At 59.6% G+C, this 22,206-nt stretch carries 17 protein-coding genes and 1 pseudogene; 10 read left to right on the top strand and 8 right to left on the bottom strand.

The genetic code is table 11. The annotated features are described in order from the left end of the window. The first annotated feature begins 2 nt into the window (after positions 1–2). The 8 genes and pseudogenes from HAP41_RS16575 to HAP41_RS16540 all read left to right on the top strand — a co-directional run bounded on the left by HAP41_RS16575 (position 3) and on the right by HAP41_RS16540 (position 7,695). Positions 3–1,271, top strand: a complete 1,269-nt coding sequence (locus HAP41_RS16575) for a hypothetical protein (RefSeq protein WP_166099689.1) — start codon at positions 3–5, stop codon at positions 1,269–1,271. Further along, complete coding sequence (locus tag HAP41_RS16570; RefSeq protein ID WP_166099692.1) at positions 1,268–2,419, top strand: rhamnan synthesis F family protein; 1,152 nt, start codon at positions 1,268–1,270, stop codon at positions 2,417–2,419. The genes HAP41_RS16575 and HAP41_RS16570 overlap by 4 nt, the downstream gene beginning before the upstream one ends. Before the next feature lie 43 nt (positions 2,420–2,462). Beyond that, on the top strand, positions 2,463–2,819 hold the full coding sequence (locus HAP41_RS16565) for an IS66 family transposase (protein WP_166099699.1): 357 nt from the start codon (positions 2,463–2,465) through the stop codon (positions 2,817–2,819). 173 nt (positions 2,820–2,992) lie between these two features. Continuing rightward, positions 2,993–4,327 carry an IS5 family transposase gene (locus tag HAP41_RS16560; RefSeq protein WP_085398139.1) on the top strand — a complete coding sequence of 445 codons (1,335 nt, stop codon included), beginning with the start codon at positions 2,993–2,995 and terminating at the stop codon, positions 4,325–4,327. Positions 4,328–4,365: 38 nt separating this feature from the next. Further along, a pseudogene (locus tag HAP41_RS16555) lies at positions 4,366–4,520 on the top strand (IS66 family transposase zinc-finger binding domain-containing protein); the annotation flags it as partial. A 507-nt stretch (positions 4,521–5,027) separates the two neighbouring features. Next, a complete protein-coding gene (istA, locus tag HAP41_RS16550; RefSeq protein ID WP_166065845.1) occupies positions 5,028–6,569 on the top strand; it encodes an IS21 family transposase in 1,542 nt (513 codons plus the stop codon). A 16-nt stretch (positions 6,570–6,585) separates the two neighbouring features. Continuing rightward, on the top strand, positions 6,586–7,347 hold the full coding sequence (istB, locus tag HAP41_RS16545) for an IS21-like element helper ATPase IstB (protein ID WP_166063422.1): 762 nt from the start codon (positions 6,586–6,588) through the stop codon (positions 7,345–7,347). A 105-nt stretch (positions 7,348–7,452) separates the two neighbouring features. After that, a complete protein-coding gene (locus HAP41_RS16540) occupies positions 7,453–7,695 on the top strand; it encodes a helix-turn-helix domain-containing protein (RefSeq protein WP_206706226.1) in 243 nt (80 codons plus the stop codon). 14 nt (positions 7,696–7,709) lie between these two features. On the opposite strand, the gene HAP41_RS16535 is transcribed toward HAP41_RS16540, so the two are convergent. Genes HAP41_RS16535 through tnpA form a run of 4 tightly spaced genes read right to left on the bottom strand, consistent with a single transcriptional unit; the run spans position 7,710 to position 10,695 of the window. After that, positions 7,710–8,312 (bottom strand): plasmid pRiA4b ORF-3 family protein, encoded by a 603-nt coding sequence (locus HAP41_RS16535; protein ID WP_166055583.1) that lies wholly within the window; start codon positions 8,310–8,312, stop codon positions 7,710–7,712. Next, entirely contained in the window at positions 8,309–9,874 is a 1,566-nt protein-coding gene (gene tnpC, locus HAP41_RS16530; protein ID WP_166086948.1) for an IS66 family transposase, read from the bottom strand. Before tnpC ends, HAP41_RS16535 begins: the two co-directional genes overlap by 4 nt. Before the next feature lie 51 nt (positions 9,875–9,925). Then, complete coding sequence (gene tnpB / locus HAP41_RS16525; protein ID WP_166065968.1) at positions 9,926–10,279, bottom strand: IS66 family insertion sequence element accessory protein TnpB; 354 nt, start codon at positions 10,277–10,279, stop codon at positions 9,926–9,928. Further along, complete coding sequence (tnpA, locus tag HAP41_RS16520; protein ID WP_166055731.1) at positions 10,273–10,695, bottom strand: IS66-like element accessory protein TnpA; 423 nt, start codon at positions 10,693–10,695, stop codon at positions 10,273–10,275. Before tnpA ends, tnpB begins: the two co-directional genes overlap by 7 nt. A gap of 114 nt (positions 10,696–10,809) precedes the next feature. Between tnpA and istA (HAP41_RS16515) the strand changes: the two genes are divergently transcribed. Further along, a complete protein-coding gene (gene istA, locus HAP41_RS16515) occupies positions 10,810–12,045 on the top strand; it encodes an IS21 family transposase (RefSeq protein ID WP_248577210.1) in 1,236 nt (411 codons plus the stop codon). A gap of 14 nt (positions 12,046–12,059) precedes the next feature. Next, positions 12,060–12,812 (top strand): IS21-like element helper ATPase IstB, encoded by a 753-nt coding sequence (istB, locus tag HAP41_RS16510; protein ID WP_166057122.1) that lies wholly within the window; start codon positions 12,060–12,062, stop codon positions 12,810–12,812. A gap of 156 nt (positions 12,813–12,968) precedes the next feature. Here the strand turns inward: istB (HAP41_RS16510) and HAP41_RS16505 are convergent, their stop codons facing one another. From HAP41_RS16505 to HAP41_RS16490, 4 genes are read right to left on the bottom strand one after another with little or no spacing between them, the layout of a single operon-like run. Next, positions 12,969–14,009 (bottom strand): formyl transferase, encoded by a 1,041-nt coding sequence (locus HAP41_RS16505; protein WP_166099707.1) that lies wholly within the window; start codon positions 14,007–14,009, stop codon positions 12,969–12,971. A gap of 26 nt (positions 14,010–14,035) precedes the next feature. After that, the gene (locus HAP41_RS16500) at positions 14,036–19,690 is read right to left on the bottom strand and encodes a rhamnosyltransferase WsaF family glycosyltransferase (RefSeq protein ID WP_224580819.1); all 5,655 of its coding nucleotides are present in this window, start codon (positions 19,688–19,690) and stop codon (positions 14,036–14,038) included. After that, positions 19,683–21,047, bottom strand: a complete 1,365-nt coding sequence (locus HAP41_RS16495; protein WP_166099712.1) for an ABC transporter ATP-binding protein — start codon at positions 21,045–21,047, stop codon at positions 19,683–19,685. The genes HAP41_RS16500 and HAP41_RS16495 overlap by 8 nt, the downstream gene beginning before the upstream one ends. After that, positions 21,037–21,855 (bottom strand): ABC transporter permease, encoded by an 819-nt coding sequence (locus tag HAP41_RS16490; RefSeq protein ID WP_166099718.1) that lies wholly within the window; start codon positions 21,853–21,855, stop codon positions 21,037–21,039. The genes HAP41_RS16495 and HAP41_RS16490 overlap by 11 nt, the downstream gene beginning before the upstream one ends. Between the last annotated feature and the right edge of the window lie 351 nt (positions 21,856–22,206).

Raw genomic sequence — 22,206 nt, 5'->3', positions numbered from 1 at the left:
GATTGGACGTGCTGGTCGCGAGACCGGGAACTTTTGATTTCAACCGCATCAACTTGTTGAGGGTTGCGCAGGTAGCGTTGGCTACGACAGCGCTTCTGGTTTTTATCTTTATTCGCAACGACAGATTGGTGCTCTCGCCCGAGCTTTGGGCTGAGGATTTCAACATTTACCTCGTTGAGGATCGTCTGTTTGGCTATAGAGCGCTCCTCTTACCATACAATGGCTTCGTGCAGCTCTGCTGCCGTATCGTGGCGTTCATCAGCGGGTTCGCCTCACTTGAAATAATCCCGCGCCTATATGCTTCCTTCTTTATGATATCGATCATCTGGACCGCAGCTCTGGCGTTCGTTTCGACGGCCTTCCAAGGTTGGGGCAAAACGGCCGCCGTGCTCGCCTTGGTCGCATCTCCCGTAGGATCAGAGGTGTTCTACGGTATGTGTTACATGCAGTGGGTGATGGGCCCCGCTGTTGCTCTAGCGCTTTACGAGCGCAACCCAACGAGAGATCACGGTATCGCCCTAGCCTCGACCTTCGCGCTTGTGGGCCTGTCATCTCCTTTTACGATCATTGCCGCGCCACTCGTGGCTTTCAAAGTCTTTACAGAGAGAACGCTGTATTCAAAGGCGCTCGCGGTCATAACGGCGCTAGCCGGCCTCGTGCAGATTTCGCACGTCGTCAAGCGCGCGTCTGGCACTGCAGCGGCGGGGACTCTTTCGGAGAAGACCGACTATTTCACCTCCATCTTCTTTAGGTGGATCACCGGGTACGAAGACATTTCGACAAGAGCGGCTACGTCCATCTCAATAGCAGTTGCACTCGCCGGCATCTGGTTTCTCTGGCAGAATAAAAAAGTCGCGGCCCGGCCTACAATTTACTTTCTTGCCTTCGGCCTGACCTTGCTCGCGGTGAGCTGCTTCACGGCCCCGCCCCTAGATCATGTGAACCAGTACCAGAACTACGGCCGGTACTTCTATATTCCTCTCGTTCTTGTCATCTGGACCATCATCTCCGTTCTCAGGTCCGCGAATTTGCGCCATTTTACGCTGATGGCTGCATTGCTCTGGCTATTCTCAGTCAACGTCACCCACGGGATCGGAGACCATATCGTTGACGTCAAATGGGCCGCATCGACCCACTGCCTTCGCACCCAGCAATATTGCGAGATGGAGATAAATCCAACTGTTCTTGGCCCACGCTCCGCGCCAACCGATTACCAGTTGCTGACTTTAGCAAAGGAAGAACGGCAAAAATTCAAAGCGATGCTCCGTTGAGTGGCCATGAGGGTGCCGTGTGGGAATCGTATTTTTCTCCTAAAGCCGAGATGCGGTTGGTCTCTCTGATCGAGAGAAAAAACAGGGCGCTCCACCGGGCGAACCAAATGCTCAATCCATCCATAAATGCGATTCAGTTCCGCCAAGGCAATGCGAGGCATTCAAATTCCGTGTACTGCGTACTTGCCGTATATCAACCAGAGACGTTTCCGCCGGACATTGTCGCGCTCGTAGAAGAGCTGAATCGTCAGAAGATTAACGTGATTTTCGCGGTGAATGCGACGCCACGGGACATAGAGGAAAAGCTACCCAATGAGTGCCACACTTTTATCCGGCGGAACAACCATGGCTACGATTTCGGGGCCTACAAGACAGGAGTTGAGTTCGCACTCACGCTCTCGCCAAAGAGACTGATAGTTCTCAATGACAGCGTGCATTTTTTTGAAGGCGAAAATCTCTCCAAATACATTTCGCGGCTCTCTAAAGACGGTCATCCTTTTATTGGGGCGACAGAGTCTCACGAAATTCGTTACCACATACAGTCCTATTGCTACTCGTTCAATGAGGACGTCCTCACATCCGCAGCATTCAAAAACTTCTGGTCTAGCTATGTTCCAATGAATGAAAGGCGGTATACCGTCCTAAATGGCGAGGTTGCACTGACGAGTGCTATCTCTATGGCCGGCTTTCATCCAAGGGCTCTGTTCCGCGTCGGAGACCTGCGTGATCATCTGTTGTCGGTGGATGCGCCGGAGTTGATCGCCGCATCAGATCTTCTCCCCTCAAGCACGCGGGAAACTCGTAAAAACCGCATTGTCGGATGGCTAGCGAACGAACACGACAAGTACAATTTTATGAGAGGCATCAGGAAGCAACAGGCAGTAGAGGAAATCTGTCGAACAGTGTACGATGGAAACCAGGTCGGTTTGGGCGCACTCGTGTTCGCAAAATATCTCGGGATGCCTTTCATAAAAAAGAACTTAGCGAAGTATCGCTATTTTAGTCCGCCAGACATATTCGCCGGCATGAATGCTGCCTGTCTTGTTGAGGGCAACCCTGATGAGCATCTTATTAACTTGTTCAAGCAGCAAGAGTCTCACAGCCCGACGAAGTGGGAGAAATTTAATCAGCGCCATATGTTTCGCTGAAGTTGCGCTCTACTAACCGCTTAGACCTCCGCGTGCCAATGGATTGGAGCCGGACCAGGTCACTGTAGCACTGCTGGAGGTGCGCAACCGCCATCTCGAAGTGGCGAACACGACGGCCGGCGAGCGGATCGCGGCGCTGACGGCGATCGTGAGGATGCTGGAGCGGTCGCGCTACGGCACTCGCTCGGAGCGCCTGCGCGGCGAGACGTTGAGCGAGGAGCAGCATGGCTTCGTGTTCGACGAAATCGAGACTGGCATGGCGGCGATCAAAGCCGCACTCGAAAGCACGGTTCAGGACAAGCCGAAACGTGCGCCGCGTCCCCGGAAAGGCTTCGCGGCTAATCTGGAGCGGGTTGAGATTGTCATCGAGCTGAGATCCCCGCTGGGTGCGAGGGGTTGAAGAGTCGTCCGTGAAGAATGCGGATTGATCTGAGAAATAAGCAGAATTTGTCTTGATGTAGTATTCGATTTTGCAGGAAAGCGGGGTGTTGGACCTCGCTTTCTTGCGTTTTAGGATTTTGCTTTTGGGCGATTCGTGATTCCCTGACGGCGTCGTCGACATTGGGGAATGCGATGAGCAAGCCGAGGGATGATCGCCAGAAAGACCTGTTGCTTCCGGCGCTTGATCAGATCATCGACATGGGTCATCCGCTGGTGCGGTTGGCAGCGCTGATCGACTGGAACATCCTGAATGAGCGCTTCAGTTCAGTGTGCCAAGCAGGGTCGGGCCAGCCGGGCTTGCCGACGCGGCTAGTCGCCGGCCTGTTCATTTTGAAGCACATGCACAACCTGTCAGATGAGGTGCTGTGCGCTCGCTGGATCGAGAACCCCTATTACCAATACTTCTGCGGCGAATTGAGCTTCTGCCACCGTCTGCCGTTCGATCGATCGTCGATGACACGCTGGCGGCAGCGGCTCGGCGAGGAACAGCTCGTCGCCCTGATCCAGGAAAGTCTTTCAGTGGCGCACAAGACCGGCGCCATCGGTCCCAAGGACCTGGAACGGGTGGTCGTCGATACCACAGTGCAGCCCAAGGCGGTTGCACATCCGACCGACGCGCGGCTGCTGCATCGAGCAATCACCAAGCTGGTCGGGCTCGCCAAGCGCAACCGTGTGCCGCTACGCCAGAGCTATCTGCGCCTGGCCAAGCGCGCCGCCATCATGACCGGCCGCTATACCCACGCCCACCAGTTCAAACGCGCCCGGCGGCAGCTCAAGTTCCTGCGGACACGGCTTGGCCGGATCATCCGCGACATCCGCCGCAAGATTGATGGCGATACGGTGCTGGAAGCTCGCTTCGGCCCGTTGCTCGGTTTAGCGCAGCAGGTGCGCAGCCAGGATCAGCATCAGCGCGGTCCGAAGGTCTATGCGTTACATGCTCCGGAGGTTGAGTGCATCGGCAAAGGTAAAGCCCGCGCGCCCTACGAGTTCGGCTGCAAGGTCAGCATCGCCACCCCTGTGACGTCTCCGAAGGGCGGCCAGTTCGTGCTCCATGCCAAGGCCCTGCATGGCAATCCCTTCGATGGGCACACGCTCGGTCCCGTAATCGCCGACATGGAGAAGCTCACCGGGGTGGAGACTCGCCGTATCCACGTCGACAAAGGATATCGCGGTCACAACCACCCGCATCGGTTCAGGGTCTGGATCTCGGGTCAGGTCCGCCGCGTCACAGCTTCCATCCGTCGCGAGATGAAGCGTCGTGCGGCTGTCGAGCCTGTCATCGGCCACGTCAAGGCCGAGCACCGCATGGACAGAAATTATCTCAAGGGACGCCTCGGCGACCGCATCAACACTGTTCTCGCCGCCGCCGGCTATAACTTCGGTCTGCTGCTGCGATGGCTCGCAGAGCTCTTGCGTGTCATCATCCGAGCCTTCTTCGAGACCGTCCCGGCTCGAAACACCGCTTGAGCCGGGCGCCGCCGCCAGTTCTTCACGAACGACTGAAGAAGGTTCTGATCGGCGAGGACGTGTCGGCGCGTCTGGACGTGATGCCGGCGAAGTTCCGGATGATCGGACGCGCCGCCCGAAATACGCCTACAGGAATCGCGACGGCGTGACCCAGGCGCCGGCGCCACCCCATATCATCGAGAGCGGCATCCCACCGAGGCTCTGCCATTTTCCTTCGTTCATCGGGTCCTTATAGTCTCGATTCTTTAAAAAGCACGCTTTCAATTGCGGATTCCGATTTATTCCGGCCGGGTATTCCGACTTGAAGCCGGCCATCGTTCCGATTTGAAGCCGGCCACGATTCCGAAATGAAACCGGCCGGCATTCCGATTTGAAGCCGGCCGGGTTTTGGAAGTCGGCGTTTTCGTTTGGGTCAGTCCTTCAGGCATCAAGTCCCTCGTTGATCCACGAGGGGAAGCGGATGCCGGCCAAGAGAGAACTGACCATGCGACAGATACGACAGATGCTGCGGCTTGCCCGTGATGGTGTGCATGTTTCGCGGGATCGTGAGCACGGATTTCAGGGGATCGTGAGCAGAGATTTCAGACGATCGTGAGCACGGATTTCGCGGGATCGTGAGCAGCTTTTCAGCAACTCAGCCCGCTTCGGCCGACAACTCAACCGGCTTAGGAACTGCCTCGTCAGTGAACGAGGAAGGCCGATGCCCACCCAGAGATTGTCGATGCGCCGGATCAAAGAGGTTCTCCGCTTAAAACATGTTCAAGGCTTGCCGGAGCGAGCCATCGCGCGCACCTTGGGCATCAGCAACGGCGCCGTGCACAGCTATCTACGCCGAGCCGGGGCTGCCGGGCTGAACTGGCCGTTGCCGGCCGGAATGAGCGACGAGGACCTGGAGCTGCTGCTTTTCCCGGCGCCGAGGCCTGCGTCGCAGAGCCCCCAGCGGGCCGTTCCCGACTGGGGCTATGTCGACAAGGAGCTGCGCCGACGCAACGTGACCCGTCGGCTGCTGTGGGACGAGTATCGCGCCACCCATCCCGATGGCTTCGGCTACACCTGGTTCTGCACGACGTACGAGGCCTGGAAGGGGCGAGCCCGGCCTTCGATGCGGCAGACGCATCTGGGCGGCGAGAAGGTTTTCGTGGATTTCGCCGGCGACACCATCGACGTCATCGATCCCTCAAACGGGGAAGTGCAGTCGATGAAGCTGTTCGTCGCGGCGATGGGCGCCTCCAACTATACCTATGCCGAGGCCTGTCCAAGCGAGGGGCTCGCCGACTGGATCCGGGTCCACATCAATCTTTTCGCCTTCCTCGGCGGCGTGCCGACATTCGTAGTCTGCGACAATCTCAAGGCCGCCGTCACCAATCCCGACCGCCACGATCCCGGCCTCAACCGAACCTATGCCGAGATGGCGAGCCATTACGGCACGGCCATTCTCGCAGCCCGGCCGCGGCGCCCAAAAGATAAGGCAAAGGTCGAAGTTGCGGTGCAAGTCGCCCAGCGATGGATTCTGGCGCGGCTGCGCAACCAACGCTTCTTTTCGTTGGCGGAGCTGAACGCAGCCATCAAAACACTCGTCGTCGAACTCAATGCAAGGCAGATGCGCGACTTTGGCGCCAGTCGCGCCGAACTGTTCGCCGAGCTCGACAAGCCCAAGCTTACAAAGCTGCCGGACCAGGCTTACGCTTTCGCACGCTGGAAGCGATGCCGGATCGGCCCCGACTATCATATCGAGATCGATGGACACTGGTATTCCGCGCCGTATCGGCTCATCCGTGAGCTTGTCGACGCACGCATCGATGACAGAACGGTCGAGATCTTCCACAACGGCCGCAGGATCGCCAGCCACGCCCGCGCGCCCAACCGGCGGGGCCACACCACCATCGCCGACCATATGCCCAGCGCCCATCGGCGCTACGGTCAATGGACGCCCGCCGGAGTGATCGTCGCCGGCGAGCGGATCGGTCCGTCGACCGCCGCCTTCTTCCAGGCCGTGATCGCGGCCCGGCCGCATCCCGAGCAAGGCTTTCGCACCTGCCTCGGCATTCTGTCACTGGTCAAAAGCTACAGCGCGGAGCGCGTCGAAGCGGCCTGCCGGCGCGGCATTCTGATCAAGGCGCGATCCGTCGCCTCGATCCGCTCCATCCTCCAGAACGGTCTGGATCGTACCTTTCTCGACGAGCCCTCCGAACACCAACCCCTGCGCCACGGCAACATCCGCGGCCGCGATTATTTTCACTGAAGCCAAGGAGACCTGTATGCTCAACCATCCCACCCACGAACGCCTGATCGAGCTCGGCTTGAGCGGCATGGCCAAGGCCTTCGAGGAGCAGCGACGATCGCCTGATCTCGAAGCCTTGCCGTTCGAAGATCGCATCGGCCTGCTGGTCGACCGGGAAGCGGCGGAACGCGACACCAGGCGGCTCACCACGCGCCTCAAGCTGGCCTCGCTCCGCCAGAATGCCTGCGTGGAGGACGTCGATTTGCGCACGCCGCGGGGTATCGACCGGGCCGTCTTCGCCAAGCTCGCCAGCGGCGACTGGATCGATCGCCACGAGAATTTGCTCATAACCGGGGCGACCGGATTGGGCAAAAGTTGGTTAGCCTGTGCCCTCGGCCACAAGGCCTGCCGAGATAATCGCTCGGTCCTCTATCACCGCGTCCCAAGATTGTTCGAAGCGTTGGGGCTCGCGCGGGGCGATGGACGTTATGCCCGCTTGCTCAAAACCCTTGGCCGCGCCCAGGTTCTGATTTTGGATGATTGGGGATTGTCGGTGCTCACCGCTGCCGAGCGGCGCGATCTACTGGAAATCCTTGACGATCGCCATGGCCGCTCCTCCACCATCGTAACCAGCCAACTCCCTGTGGACACATGGCACGAAGTTATCGGAGATCCCACGCTAGGCGACGCGATTCTGGATCGCCTCGTCCACAACGCTCACCGCCTCCAGCTTGCTGGCGAAAGCATGCGAAAACGCAACGCCAAAACCATCACCCTTGACGAGCAGCCAGAACGCTGACCCTATCACCGCCTCGGCCGGAGCGAGGCTGCTCACGATCGTCTGAATTCGGCGCTCATGATCGCGCGAAATCGCTGCTCACGATCACTGAAATATGCAGATGGGGTGAGCGCCCGGGAGATCGGGCGCACGCTCGGGGTGGCGCGCAGCACGATCCAGGACAATCTCAAGCGTGCCTCGACTGCCGGGCTGGCGTGGCCTTTGGCGGGCGATCTGACCGACGCCGTTCTTGAACAACGTCTGTTTGCCCATGCCGGCGTCAGGCGCGGCTTCCGCCGGCGCCGGGAGCCGGATTGGGCCTCGCTGGCCTGTGAGCTGAAGGTAAGCGTAGCTCTGCGGCCCTTTTGAATGGCGCTTGACGCCTATTTTGTTCGCGTGGCGCGTCGCCGCGGCTTCCTTGTGTCGGACAACGCGTTGACGGCGGCTTCGAGTGCCTTCCGGTCGACGACGTTGGGATCGAACCGCTCCGGGCCCCAGAGGCGCATGTGTCCGTGCTCGGGATGGGCGGGGTCGCTGATGGCGGCGAGGTATTCGGCATAGCCTGGCGCACCGCCGACGTCTTCCGGAGGACAACGACCGGCGGCCTCGAGCAGGAAGGGAAGCCCCTCCGTCGTGGTGTTCTCGAACCATTTTTCGAGCTTGATCACATGGTCCCAGCTGTCGCCGAAGTCATAGAGATAGTGGATCGTCTTGGCGCCGGTCTCGCGAACGATATCGCACAGCCGCGCTTTGCGGGCATCCATGGGCTGGTGACCGTAATCATTGTCGGGGTCGGGAATCCCCCAATGTGCCTCACCAGCAAAGAACTCGAAGAGGTGACTGTTCGTCCAGCCGAATGCCTCCTGAAGCGTCAGATGCAGCCGATCAAGGCGCAGGGTGACGGGTACGACAAGGCGACGCATCACCTCCGGCTTCACATCCTTGAGGGTCACCTTGATCCGGACCGCGGTCGTGTTCAGGCTCATGCCGCCAGCCTCGGATCGCGTGTATGCATCGTATAGGTCGACGCCCAGGGAAGCAGTTCGTCCAGTCGCGCTGCAGGCCAACCATTGACGAGCTTGGCGAGAACGTCAGCGAGCCAGTGCTCGGCACTGAAGCCATTGAGCTTACAGGTCTCAATGAGCGAAGCCAGCAATGCCCAATTCCCGGCGCCTTCGTCGCAACCGGCAAAAAGAGAGTTCTTGGCGTTGAGCTTGATCGGTCGCATCGCACGCTCGACAGCATTCGTGTCCATTTCGATGCGCCCATCATCAAGATAGAGCGTCAGGCCGTCCCAATGACGTAGTGCATAGCGCAAAGCCTTCGCCGTGTCGCTCTTCTGCGCAAGGTGATCGAGCTTGGCCTCAAACCACTGCTTCAAGGCTGCAACCAGAGGCCGGGTATGCGCTTGTCGGCCAGCACGGCGCTCGTCCGCAGATCGGCCGCGGAGGGCCTTCTCGACCGCGTAAAGCTGGGCGATGCGCTCAAGAGCCTCGCGGGCAACCGGAGCTGGCGCAGGCGCAGCCTCCCGCTCGATCTTCACAAACTGGCGCCGCAGATGCGACCAGCAGAAGGCGAGCGTCCCGGACAGGGCGTCCGCACGCGTCTCTCGGGTCATGGTCTTGTAAGCCTGATAGCCGTCGCAGTGGATGATGCCGCGATAGCCCTCCAGCAGCCGCAAGCCATGAACGGCGCCGCGGCCCGGTGCATAGGCATAGACTACCCCAGGCGGATCAGGTCCGGCCCAAGGCCTGTCATCGCGTGACAGCGCCCAGAAGTAGCCGGTTTTTGTTCTGCCGCGCCCCGGATCCAGCACCGGCGCCGGGGTCTCATCGACACAGAGCTTCGAGGAGGCGAGCAGAAGCTGGCGCAGACGATGCCACACGGGCTTCAATTCCTGGGCGGCATAGCCGACCCAGAAGGCGAGCGTGGAACGATCCAGCGCTATTCCGTGCGTCGCCAGCATCTGCGCCTGGCGGTAAAGCGGCAAATGCCAGTGATACTTGGCATCGATCACATGCGCGACCAGCCGCTCGGTGGGCAATCCTCCCCTGATCAATCGCTCGGGAGCCGCGTGCTGCAGGACGACGCCATGACAGGCGCGGCAGGCCAGCTTGGGACGGCGGGTGATGATGACGCGATACTGCGCCGGAACGACGTCGAGCCTCTGGCTCTCATCCTGACCAATCTCGAAGAGGTTGCCCTTACAAGACGGGCAGCAGCTCTCGGCCGGCATCATAGTCTCGATGACGCGCGGCAAATGCTCCGGCAGCTGACCACGGTTGGCTCTGCGCGCGGCAGCTCTCTTCTCGCCTGTTTTGGGATTGGCACGATTCTCGGCGGCTTCGAGAGCCGCAACGGCCTGATCGATATCCTCCAGAACAAGCTGCAGCTGATCAGCGTCCAGCTTTTCCGAGGACCGACCGAACTGCGCATCTTTCGCAAGCTTGAGCAACCGCTCGAGCCGGGCGCAGCGATCCAGCAGAGCCGCGGCAAAGGCACGCAACTCGGCTGGATCGCTCGGTAGCTCATCAGGCAAATCACTCATTGGCCCGAGCTTGCCATGCTTCGCGTCACGATGCAGCGATGATTTGCATTTTTACGCAAGCGCTTTCGGCTGCGGGATCCGAGGCGCGTGCATGCGCGTCCAATCCATGCCGGCCAGCAGTGCTGACAGCTGGGCCCCATTCATCCGCATCACACCGGCCACGATGGGTGGCCATTTGAAGCCGCTGCCATCGAGCCGCTTCCAGTACATCACAAGGCCGCTGCCATCCCAGACGACGATCTTCACCCGATCGGCGCGCTTCGCACGGAACACCACCGCCACGCCCTTCATCGGGTCATGGCCCAGCGTATCCTTCGCCAGCAGCGCCAAGCCCTCTGCACCCTTCCTGAAGTCCACAGGTTGCGTCGCCACGTAGATCATGAGGCTCGCCGGCATCGTCAGCATGAACGTGTCCGTCGCAGCGCAATGAACACATCGCTCAACGCAGCAAGGCCAGGCGCCCCGCGCACCTCCACGCGCGCGCCCTGGAACTCAACCGTAACAATGGCTGCTTCCGGCGAACCGGAGGGCTCTGCGGCCGCAGGCAACGCTAATTCCGACACCACCGGCACGAACGACAGCGTGTCCGCCGACGCCGGCAATACCAACTGGCCCAAACGCGCCCGGCGCCGCCAATCATGCACCTGCTGGGGCCGGCAGCCATGGCGACGAGCGACGTCTGTTACAACCGCCCCCGGTTCGAGGCTTTCCGCCGCAATCTGCGCCTTCAAATCATCCGGCCAGCGCTTTCGACCTGCGCCAGCGAACACTTCAATACGCGGTGACAACGGTCGTCTTATGTCGTCAGAATGGTCGTCCATTGTGAGCACCCTTCCAGAAGATGACTCTTCTAACGGTGCTCTCAAGACTCCGCACAAACAATCAGACGGGCCTCGGCGCTACGCTTACAGCTGAAGCGGCCTGGCGTCAATCTGATGGTGCTGTGGGAGGAGTACCGGGCGGTCCATCCGGAAGGTTATGGCTACAGCCGGTTCTGCGATTTATTCCGGGAATTCGAGCGGCGGCTGTCTCCGACGATGCGGCAGGACCATCCGGCCGGCGACAAGGTCTTTGTCGATTACTCCGGCAAGAAGATCATGATCGTTGATCGCGCAACCGGGGTTGTGCGCGACGCGGAGATCTTCGTCGCCGTGCTTGGCGCCTCGAATTACACCTACGCCGAGGCGACCTGGACGCAGACACTTCCGGACTGGATCGAGGCTCATGTCCGAATGTTCCGGTTCTTTGGCGGGGTGCCACGCCTCGTCGTCCCTGACAATCTGAAGTCCGGCGTGCACCGGGCGTCGTTCTACGACCCCGAAATCAATCGCAGCTACGGGATGATGGCGTCCCATTACGGCGTTGGCATCCTTCCGGCACGGCCAAGAAAGCCCCGGGATAAGGCAAAAGTGGAAGCCGGAGTGCGTTTTGCCCAGACCTATATCCTCGGGCGGCTTCGCCGGCAGACCTTCTTCTCGCTGGCTGAGGCGAATGCGGCAATCGCCGCCGCGCTGGAGCGCATCAACGCCCACGTCATGCGCCGGATCGGCGTCAGCCGCCGACAATTGTTCGAGACCGTCGAGATGCCTGTCCTGGCGCCGTTGCCGGATGCCGACTATCAGTTCGCGGAATGGCTCCTGGCCCGCGTCTCGCTCGATTATCACGTCGAGGTCGACGGCTTCTTCTACTCAGTTCCACACGGCCTGATCCGGGAGCAGGTCGACGTTCGCGCCACCACCCGGACCATCGAGTTGTTCCATCGGGGTTTGCGTGTTGCTGCTCACCAGCGCCGTTATGGCGGCCGCCGGCACGGCACTGATCCCGATCACATGCCCAGTGCGCATCGGCGTTACGCCGAGTGGACTCCCGATCGATTCCGGCGCTGGGGGCGGTCGATCGGGCCCAACACCGAGGGGCTCGTTCTCGCCATCCTGGCCAATCGGCCTCATCCCGAACAGGGATTCCGGACCTGTCTCGGCGTGCTTCGGCTGTTCAAGGATATTGATCCCGAACGCGCCGAGCTGATCGCGGCCCGCGCGGTCGCGGTCAGCGCACTGACCTACAAGAGCATCGCCTCCATCATCGCCAACAAGCTCGAACGCAGTTCTCGCGATACCGAGGACGCGATCATCGAACATCCCAATCTGCGCGGCCCCGGTTACTTCCATTGAAAGGATTATCCAGCATGCTCACCCATCCCACCCTCGACCTGCTGCATAGCCTTGGTCTCCACGGTATGGCCAAAGGCTTCAAGGACCTCGATGCCCAGTCCGAAGCGCGCAGCCTCGAACACGCCGAATGGCTGGCGTTGCTCCTGGAACACGAGAAAACGCTGCGCCAGCAAAAGCGGTTCGAAAGCAGAGCTCGAGCCGCCAAGCTGCGTCATGCCGCCTGCGTCGAGGATGTCGATTACCGCGCTATCCGCGGCCTCGACCGCACGCTCTTTCTAAAACTCGCCGCTGGCGACTGGATCCGGGCACGACATAATCTCCTTGTTACCGGGCCGTGCGGCGTCGGCAAGAGCTGGCTCGCTTGTGCCCTCGGCAACAAGGCTTGCCGAGACGACTTCTCAGTTGCCTACCATCGTGTGCCGCGTCTCTTCGCCGCTCTCGCACTCGGCCGCGCCGATGGCCGCTATACCAAGATGCTGCGGGCGATCGCACGACTTGATCTGCTGATCCTGGACGACTGGGGACCAGAACCTCTCGACGCCGACCAGCGCCGTGATTTGCTCGAAATCGTCGAGGATCGATACGAAGCCCGCTCGATTATCGTCACCAGCCAGCTGCCCGTCGATCGCTGGTACGAAATCATCGGCAACCCCACCATCGCCGACGCGATTCTCGATCGCCTCGTCCACAATGCCTACCGCATCGAACTCAAAGGAGAGAGCCTCAGGAAGCAGAAGCAACCCGCTCAAGATCAACCGGTCTCTTGACCTTCCCAGCCCTCGACGACATCATGAAATTGACCCATGCGAACGACGCCACGGGTGGCCGGCTTCAGATCGGAATACCCGGCCGGCTTCGAATTGGAATGCATGGCCGGCTTCGTCGGAATCCGCACTTTCAATCACAGCTTGCCTTGGGCTCGATCACGGAATTGCCGGTCCGTGCCACGTCCAATGCTCGTACAGTTTCTTCGACTCTGGCGACATCGCCTCGAAAGCGCGGGTTTGGTTATCTGATACGAGGATGTTCTCTTGCGCGCCAGATCGGAAAGTCTTGCTGCTCGACCATTCAGAGGAATGGTATGCCTTACCATCATTACCAACGACAACAGCGCACAGACCCTGCCGCACAACCCTGTTCGTCACGCTCGCATGACCGCTTTCGAACTCAAAGCAGTCTTCTTTCGTAGCAAGCCTCGGCGGGAGCGCATCCAGAAACACCGGCCGCCGCATCATGAAGGCGTTGCTGCGAATGTGATGATTGGGAAATGGAGGCAATTTAGCATAGATAGCGCCTTGCTTCGCCCATACGGTCTCGAAGAGATCTTCCATCTCTTGGCGGCTCGGCGGTTTCAATGCACCCCATTTTAGCGCCAGGGCCCGTCGGGCAAACCGCCGCGCGCGCCAGTAGAGCGACGGCGGCCGCCGCGCCAACCAGTTCGGAGCGTGCTTTACGATCTCGTGGCCCCACTGTTCGGCGATCAGCGGATCATAGGGGATGCCCTGGACACAAAGCCATACGGCCCTTGACATGCTCTTCATGCTGTCGCGGACGCTTTCCAGCGATGCGGTTGCGCCGGCGATGCCGATATTGGCCCGTGATGCGTGATCGTAGAGCTTGCGCAGCCAGTCGTCGGATTCGATCTCGGAAAAAGTGTTCAAGAAGCAAACGTGGTTGTGCGACAGTGTTTCGCTGGCCAGCTTGTAAGCTGTAATATCGAAGCCCTTATCGGTCATCGCGATCGATCGATGCTCAACCTGATCGCAAATCGCTTTCTGCGGGGAGCCGGCGGGATCGTTATTGGGAAAGCCCTTCCAAACGATCACCAGGTCATGGGTGACGCCTACCGGGCGGCGCTTGTAGGAATCAATGAACTTGCGAACCGGCGCGACGCCTTCCGCGAGCCTCGCAAGGTAAACGACGGCGATTTGTGGCTGGACCGCGGCGGCAACACCCGACGACATGAGCAGTCTCCACTTTCACCCGCAATTCAGTGCCGCAACCTCACCGCGTACCTGCAACTCAACCACGCCCGGGTTACCCGTAAGTCGCTGTAACCGAGAGCCGTTCCATATCTGACCAGCGCCTGGCTTTCGCGCCGTACATCAGGCAGTGGTCGAGCGCTGGCTGGGTCGCTTTGACCTGCGATGCTGCGCCGCGCCCGCACAAGCGGTGAGAACGCGGTGCTCCAACCGTCCTTCGCGAGAAGAAGGCATATGTCGCGGACGGAGCTCGGCGAACGCTCGTTTATTTCCAGCGGCCAGAGATCCGCCTGCTTCAACGCCGCGACCCTGAAGAACGCGAGCGAATTACCAGTCGTCGTCACGGTCTGTGGCTTCAGTGCCAGGGCATAGGGGCCAGACCACGCCGCGCTCCGGCCCAGCCACGGCGATTCCAGCAAGCCGGCCCGATTGACCATGCAGCATCCATCCGTCACGAAATCGGCTGGACCGACAACGACGCCTCCGATAGCGCCGACCTTAGGATGCAACTCAAGCAGACGGGCCACCTCGCCAGCGACGTCTTGGGACTGAATTATCACGCCGCTGGCGGCGAACACCAGGATCGCATCGGAATCGACAGACTCGACCCGCGCCGCGTCGCCCGCCCAGATCAATTGAGGTAAGTGATCGGTCTTGCGCGCAATATATAGCTCGCGCGCGCCGCGATAATCGGGCCATTCCGCAACGCAGAACCGATCGGGGACTGCCAGTTGGGCGATCTGACGCTCGAGTACATGCCTCACCGATGTCATTGAGCGCTCATCTCCTTCGGGCTTGTGGGTAGTGGAAGCGGCATGTTGCCTCCAGTGATAAAGCACTTCGGGAACATGCTCGATGCGGCCGCCCCCTTTTGCAATACGCGTCGCGCAGTCCCAATCGTGACACCATGTAGCGCCGGGATCAGTGTAGAGGCCGAGCGATAACGCGCGCTGCCGGTTAATTGCGCATAGGTGCCAGATATACGAACTCTCGAGATTGAGCACTGGATCAAACGCAGCACGAAGATAGGGCGACACCGGCTTGCCTTCTACAAGCGCGTCTTCGTCGGAATAGATCATGTCCGGCTGGTCCAATCGCGCGATCGAACTCGCCAAGATCTGAACGGCATCCACGGTGAGCAGGTCATCCGCATCCACCGGCACGATGTAGTCGCCCTGAGCGTTATCTAGTCCGCGACGCATGGCACCCATGATGCCGAGCGACGCCGGCTCAACGATCACCGTTGCGCGCCAATGATCGGCGCCCTCGCGTACGATGTGGGCAAGCGCGTCGGGCGCAATCGGTCCGTGCGCGACAATGACCCACTCCACCGGCTTTAAAGTTTGCGCCACAACCGACGCCGCCAACGCGTCGAGTAGGTCGATCTTCGTGCCTTCATAGACCGTCGTAATGAGCGAAACCGAGACCGCCTCAGCGGGGAGCCGATAGCGCGAACGCCGCCCAGCAATATGCATTTCGAGCCAGTCGGAGTAGCTGAGAAGCCCGGCGTGCAGCTGCGCCAGATGCTGGCGATTAGCCTCGGGGTGGACTTCCCGGTAGGCAAGTTCTGCAGCCAGGCCCAGCCTCGGCGAATACACTCGCTGGTCAGGGATCAGTGACCAGAAGCGTGACAACCAACGCGCCGTCCCGCTCCCGGAAACAACCGCCGCGTCGGCCCTCTCCACACGCGCGCGCATGAACGGCGAATAGACCACCCTCTTACCTGCCTCCGCCGCCATTGCCCCGAGCCAGGGGCCGAGCATTTCAATCGCGACGGCCTCGCGCTGCAGTTCACCCAGACACTGCTTCAGAAAGGATGTCCTGGCTACGCAATGCGCCGTCGAAACCGCCGAAACCGTATGCGCCTTCCACATCCGCGCGCCGTAGCCAGGATCGGTCAGCGCGCGCCCCTGATCCGGACAACCACAGCCATCGCCGTAGCCAAATACGCGCGGACCATCCACGATTGCGGAGCCGTCATCCAGCATGCCGCCAACCATCACCGCATCGGCGAACAATTCAAGCAGCGCCATGGCGTCCCAGCGCCACTCGTCGTCGAGCGGCAAAACGCCGTGCCATTGCAGATGGACGAGGTCGGTGCCGATTCTGTCGACTGCATCGGCGAGAGCGGCAACGTTTTCCCGCCCCACCACGATGGCTGTTGTGTCCGGCAGCGCGTCAGCGGCGTCATCCGTCGCGACAATCACGATCGTCCGAATCGATTGCGCATGCGATCGCTTTCGCCGGAACCACCAGTTCACATTGTACTGGAACAGCGGGCTGTTCACGAGCTCGATATTTGTGGCACCGGAGCGATCAAGAAATCTCTGCAGGGTCCGCCGTTGGGACTCGGTGATGTAGGACTTCGATTCGATGTTTCCGGACGTCGATGCGGTATGCATGCGCCAACTGTAAAGCACTTCCGGAACGTGCGTCGGCTTTTTGCCGGCGAGCATGAAACGGATAAAACTGTCCCAGTCGTGGCACCCCTCAGACGAGCTGTCGCTGTACGAACCAAGCTCCAGCGCGAGTTCGCGATCTATGGCGCAGAGGTGTGCGATGTAACACGAGTGCAGAAACAGCACAGGGTCCCAGTCCGCCTTGAAATAGGGTGTATGAAACCTTCCTGCGTCCAGCCTGTCTTCGTCGGTGAAGAGCAGGGCAGGATAATCGTTCTCCTCGATGAAGCGGGTCAGGACGTGGACGCAATCGGGCTCGATCAGATCGTCGGAATCCAGCGGCAGAATATAACGTCCGGACGCCCGTTCGAGGCAGTAGCGCATTCCGCCGACGACACCGAGATTGCTCTCGACGCGCTCGAGCCGCACGCTGGGATGGCGTGCGAGCCTTGTAAGGGCGCGCCGGGTGCCCTCCTCCGTGGAACCGTTGTCGAGGATTAGCCATTCGAAATGCATCCCCCCGTCCTGAAGAAATACGCTGTTGCCAAGCTCTTCGAGGAACCGGGGATCGGTGTTGTAGGCGCTGGTTACGAATGAAAGCAGGCCGGGTGTCTGGCTATACTTTCCGTCGCGTCGACGACGGGCGAGTCTCGTCTTGCGGTAGGCCTCGTAGTCGCTCTTCGCCACCGACGGCAAGCCCGGCGCTACCGATTGCGCTGTTTCCAGCGCAGGCTCGCGCATCCCTTCCAGCCTCGCAAGCAATTCCGTGACAATTCCGTTGAGGCTCTGATCCCAGTCCGTCGGCAATGCGATCGCGCCGGAGGAATCGTAACTCGGCAGCCCGCAATTGATCCGCCCCGCTGCGTTCTCGATAGCCTGCCCGAGGCTTTCGGCATTCGGCTCCGCAACGATAATGTTCGGCGAGAACGCCCGCATGCGATCCGCCGTCTTTACGGAGAAGCTGTTGGTGACGACCAGCTTGCCCGACGCAGCCATTTCCAACGGCGGATAGCTTGGATGCGGCGACAGCATCAATGACAGCATGAGATCGGCGGTGCGCACGCGTCCGGCATAGTCGTCGAAGCTCATCCACGGCAGCGGATTGAGCATAACGCCTTCGCCGAGTGCAATTGGCGGAATCTTTTCGCCCATCGCCCAGACTTCCCAATTATCCTTGTCGACAGCGCCGGAGGCGACGGCGCGACGCAACGCGACCAGTCCAAGTTCGAACAGGTTGCGGCGGGCGATGTTGGGGCGAGCGTAGAACAGCAGCACCCTCTTCTTGCCGGATTGAGCGGCGACGGGAAAATAGTGGGTACGATCCAGGGCGGGATTGAACCATAGCGCCTCGGCCGCAAATGCCTGATCTGAGAAGCGCCCCGCATCTTCCCGGATCAAATGGTCGAGCAGGAGCCGGGTGTTGATCACTGGGATATGCGGCAGTCCATAGGTTTCGAGCGCACGGGCTTGAAAGGTGGAGCCCTCGTGTAGGATCGGCTCAAAATCCTGAATCAGGTAAATGAAAGTCTTATTAGATGTGTTGGCAACCGCGTATTTCGCAATCTGGGCGGTCCACCAGGCAGTCGCGAAAAATACATCGCGGATGCCGATCGGTATCGGCCTGGTGCGGTCGAATCCATCGACGATCTCAATGCGGTCGCGGGCGACCAGCCGGTTCAATAGCCGCTCCATGTAAGGGAGTAACGCGGCGTCTTCACCCTCCAACGGCGCATCGCAGGCGATTAATCGGATACGCTCGCCGCGCTCCGCCAGCATGCACGCGAGCAGTAGCGCGGTATTGGGTCCGCCGGACATGCTCTTGAGGCGGAGACTCGGCAACAGCACATTGACGCAGGGGCGAACGGCGAGGTCGTCCGCCACCTCGAAATTTAGCGGAAGGCTCAGGTGATAGCCGGGTACCTGCGAATGGACTTCGGCGTCCGAGGCGTGCGCAGGTCCGGACGCGACGATCTCCGGGCTGCCTTGCGGGAGCGAGCTCGAATGGAGGTCGAAGGAACTGATAAGCCCGCGATCGCGCACATATTGCGCGATGGCGCGGCCCAACTGGGTGTGCCTCATGCGCTTTTGATAAAAACCCAAACCGTGTCGCAGGACGAACTTATGAAGACGCTCGGCGGTCGTCGAATTACTCCTCGAAAAGGAGCGCCGGTGAGACTTCACCCCTGCGCTGAGTATCGGAAGCAGGCTGCCCGTACCGGGCGCATCGGATGCCAGGCTTCGCATGCGCGTTGCCAAAAGCCGCGGGACCGATGTCATTTGCCAACTGGTCGATCTGCGAATTTCATCGAGCTCACGACTTAGCTGCTCGTTTCTGTCCTTCAGATGCAAAATTTCATCGAGCTTGCGACTCAATTCCTGCTTCAGATCCTCAATGAGTTCGACCGACGCACCAAGGTCGCGCACTGTCTCAATATACATCTCTTCAGGCGCGGATGAGCGATCGGTCCAGACATTGTTGGTTTCGTCGAAGATCGGATCCAGTTTGTACGGAGTACCGCTCCATTCCTTGTTGGCCGGAACCACCAACTCCAAGGTCCCGGAAATAATGCGGTGACCCAGGCCGTTCTTTGCGGCGGGCGATTTCCTCACCACGCACATCGAATTAGTGAATTCAACCGAATGAACCAACGCGAGACTTTCTTCGGGTAGCTCGCAACCGTATTTGCCGAAAATGCCGCGCAGAATTTCGGCGCGGGCCTTGGGCACCCCCCAATGCTCATGATTGATGACATCTGCAAGGCGCTTGAAAAACGTCATCGAAGAATAGGGATAGTAGAGGCCGCCTTCGAACTTGTCCCAATAGCTGCAATGCAGATCCTCGGCGATGAAGATTCCGCCCTCTGCAAGATGCGGAAAATACAGCGCAAAAGTCTTGACGATGTCGCTGGACAAATGAGACCCGTCGTCGATCACGATGTCGAATTGTCCGGACCTCTGCAGTATCAGCCCCTGGGTCTGCGGATCATTTGCATTGCCGACAATGACGCCGATGCGCGGATCATCATATGCCAGGCGCTCGCAATCCGGATTGATGTCACAGCCGATGATCGCTTGCGCCTTCGGAAAGAATTGCGACCAGATCTCGAGCGAACCACCGTTCTGGACTCCGATCTCGAGCAGCCGGACCGGACGATCCCTCATCGACGAGAACAAACGATCATATTCATCGAGATAGAGCGACCACTTGTCGGACATCTTTCCTGAGTGGCTGGCGTAGAGTTCGTGAAGCGTTCGTTTAATCATTCGTAACCTGCAACTCTACCCGCTCGAACGGGATGCCGACGAGCCCGTAACGAATCTTGCTTGAAGCGACGTTGACGATCAGCGCGTCATGCATCCAATGATGCTGAATGTTGTCATAACCATCGCCGTCTGCGACCGACGCCATGACGGCGTACTGCCCGTTCGGAAGCATCGGAAGACGGAACTCGAACACGCCCTCGAATGTCACGCCCGGCTCGATGCGAACCGGCATGCGATCGGTAAATGAGAGCGTATTCTCTCCAAACAGATCCTGCCCCAACCGATCACGAATCAGAAATCCCAGGATCGGCTTGCCGAGTGGACCATGTGCCTTGGCGCGGACGGTCATGCGAACGCGCTCGCCACCTTCGTAAATCCCCTCCGGACCGGCTGACAATTTCGTCATGGAAACGGATTGGATTTCGGCATGGCCGGTCTTCCAGCCGGTGGCGAAAGCGGTATTGTCGCGTACGCTGGCCACGGCGCCGTAATCCACAGCCGGCGCCGCATGCGAATCCATTGGCGATGTTTCAGACGCCAGCCCAGCCGCCCGGTCCGACGCGACCGAGATCAGCTTGGCTTCTTCGCCGTAGACTTCCTGAAGCGTGAACTGGAGGTAGCTTTCAGAAACCTCTCTGGAAGTGCCGGTCATCCGGATCTGGCCCTGGGACAGCCAGATCGCGGATTCGCACAGATTCTGCACGGCAGCGGTATCGTGGCTGACAAACAGCAAGGTGCCGTGCTTTTGAAACTCTCGGATGAAGCGCATGCATTTTTGGGTGAACACCGCATCCCCGACCGCGAGCGCTTCGTCGACCACCAGAACATCGGCGTCGACATGCGCAATCACCGCAAATGCCAGCCGGACATACATGCCGCTCGAATAGGTCTTCACCGGCTGCTCGATGAAATCGCCAATATCGGCAAAGGCTGCGATCCGCTCGAAACGGCCGTCTATCTGCGCCTGGGTCAACCCATAGAGCGTAGCGGCCATATAGACATTTTCGCGACCAGTGAACTCCGGATTGAAGCCCGCCCCGAGTTCAAGTAGCGCGGCCACACGACCGTTGATCTTAATCGTACCGCCGGTCGGATTGAGGGTTCCGCAGATCATCTGCAACAGGGTCGATTTTCCGCTGCCGTTGCGCCCGATAATACCAACGGTTTCGCCTTTCTTGACTTCAAGGGAAACGTCTCTGAGCGCCCAGAACTCCCGAAAATACTGCTGCGGCGTCTTGCCGATCAGCGCTCCGAGTCGCGGAAACAAGGACTGCTTTAAACGATCGTGCGGCTTGTTGTAGATCTGGTAGCACTTGCTGAGGCTTTGTACCTTAATTGCAGTTTCCCTAGAGGACATCGGCGAACCCCCGGCGGGTCTTCTGAAACCAGGCAAAGCCACACCATGCGACCAAGGCGCCGCCCAAAAGATAGATCAGGTACATCGTCGAGTCCGGCACCTTCCCCCAGAACAACACATCCCGCGCCTGCTCGATCGCGGGCGTGATCGGATTGAGGAACAGCAGGCTGCGATATTTCTCCGGAAATGCATTCACCGGGTAGAAGATCGGCGATAGGAACATCAGGATCGTGGTGATCATGCCCATGAACTGAGCGACGTCGCGCAAATAGACGCCGAGTGAGGCCAGGAACCAGCTCACCCCCAGAATGAAAAGCACCAGCGGCAGCAAAACCAGGGGGATCAGCACGACGGTCAGGTGCGGGATTCCAAACAAGAACAGATACGCAATAAACCACACGCACATGCTCACCGCGCCATGAAAGATCGCCGAACCCAGCGCAACGGAAGGAAGTATCTCTAGCGGAAAAACCACCTTCTTGACGTAGTTCACGTTGCTCAGGATCAGGCTGGGCGCGCGGTTCAAGCATTCCGAGAAAAGCGTGAATACGATCAGGCCGGGAAACAGCACCATCGCAAACTCAGTCTTCGAGTCACTCCCGACATTCCAGCGCATCTTGAAAACCACGCTGAAGACTAGTGTGTAGATGATTAGCATCAGAATCGGATTGAAGAATGACCAGAACAGTCCGAGGACGGATCCGCGATAGCGTCCGACCACTTCCCGGTGCACCAGAGCGCGTATCAGGCCGCGCTTGCGCCACAAGTCCACCAGCATTTTCAGCGGAGAAATCGAGAACTCCTGCATCAACCAAGAACCGCTGCAGCTTCAGATCGTAGAGCCCCTACTTCTTCGGTAAACAAATCTGACCAGCAGCCAGAGAGCCGCGATGCCCTTTCAGGCCACCCGTATCCTGGGATGCCACCCACGCACGCCGATGCTACCGAAGTGCCATCCTGGACGGTAAAACCGGTGGGATCCGACCGCAATCGGACACGGCAAATTTTCTCGACAACGCGCATACTTCTTCACCAGGAACTGTGAATCTCGGTTCAACCGTTGGAAGTGCCCGTTCTCGTCCCCGCGCGAGGGCCCACCCTTCGCTGGCCTATGTACCAACCTATGCCACGCAGCACAATCTAACCGCGCTCCGCAGTT

Origin of the sequence: Bradyrhizobium barranii subsp. apii, from assembly GCF_011516635.5 — a bacterium.
Classification (GTDB): domain Bacteria; phylum Pseudomonadota; class Alphaproteobacteria; order Rhizobiales; family Xanthobacteraceae; genus Bradyrhizobium; species Bradyrhizobium barranii.
This window is presented reverse-complemented; position numbering and strand designations above follow the sequence as displayed.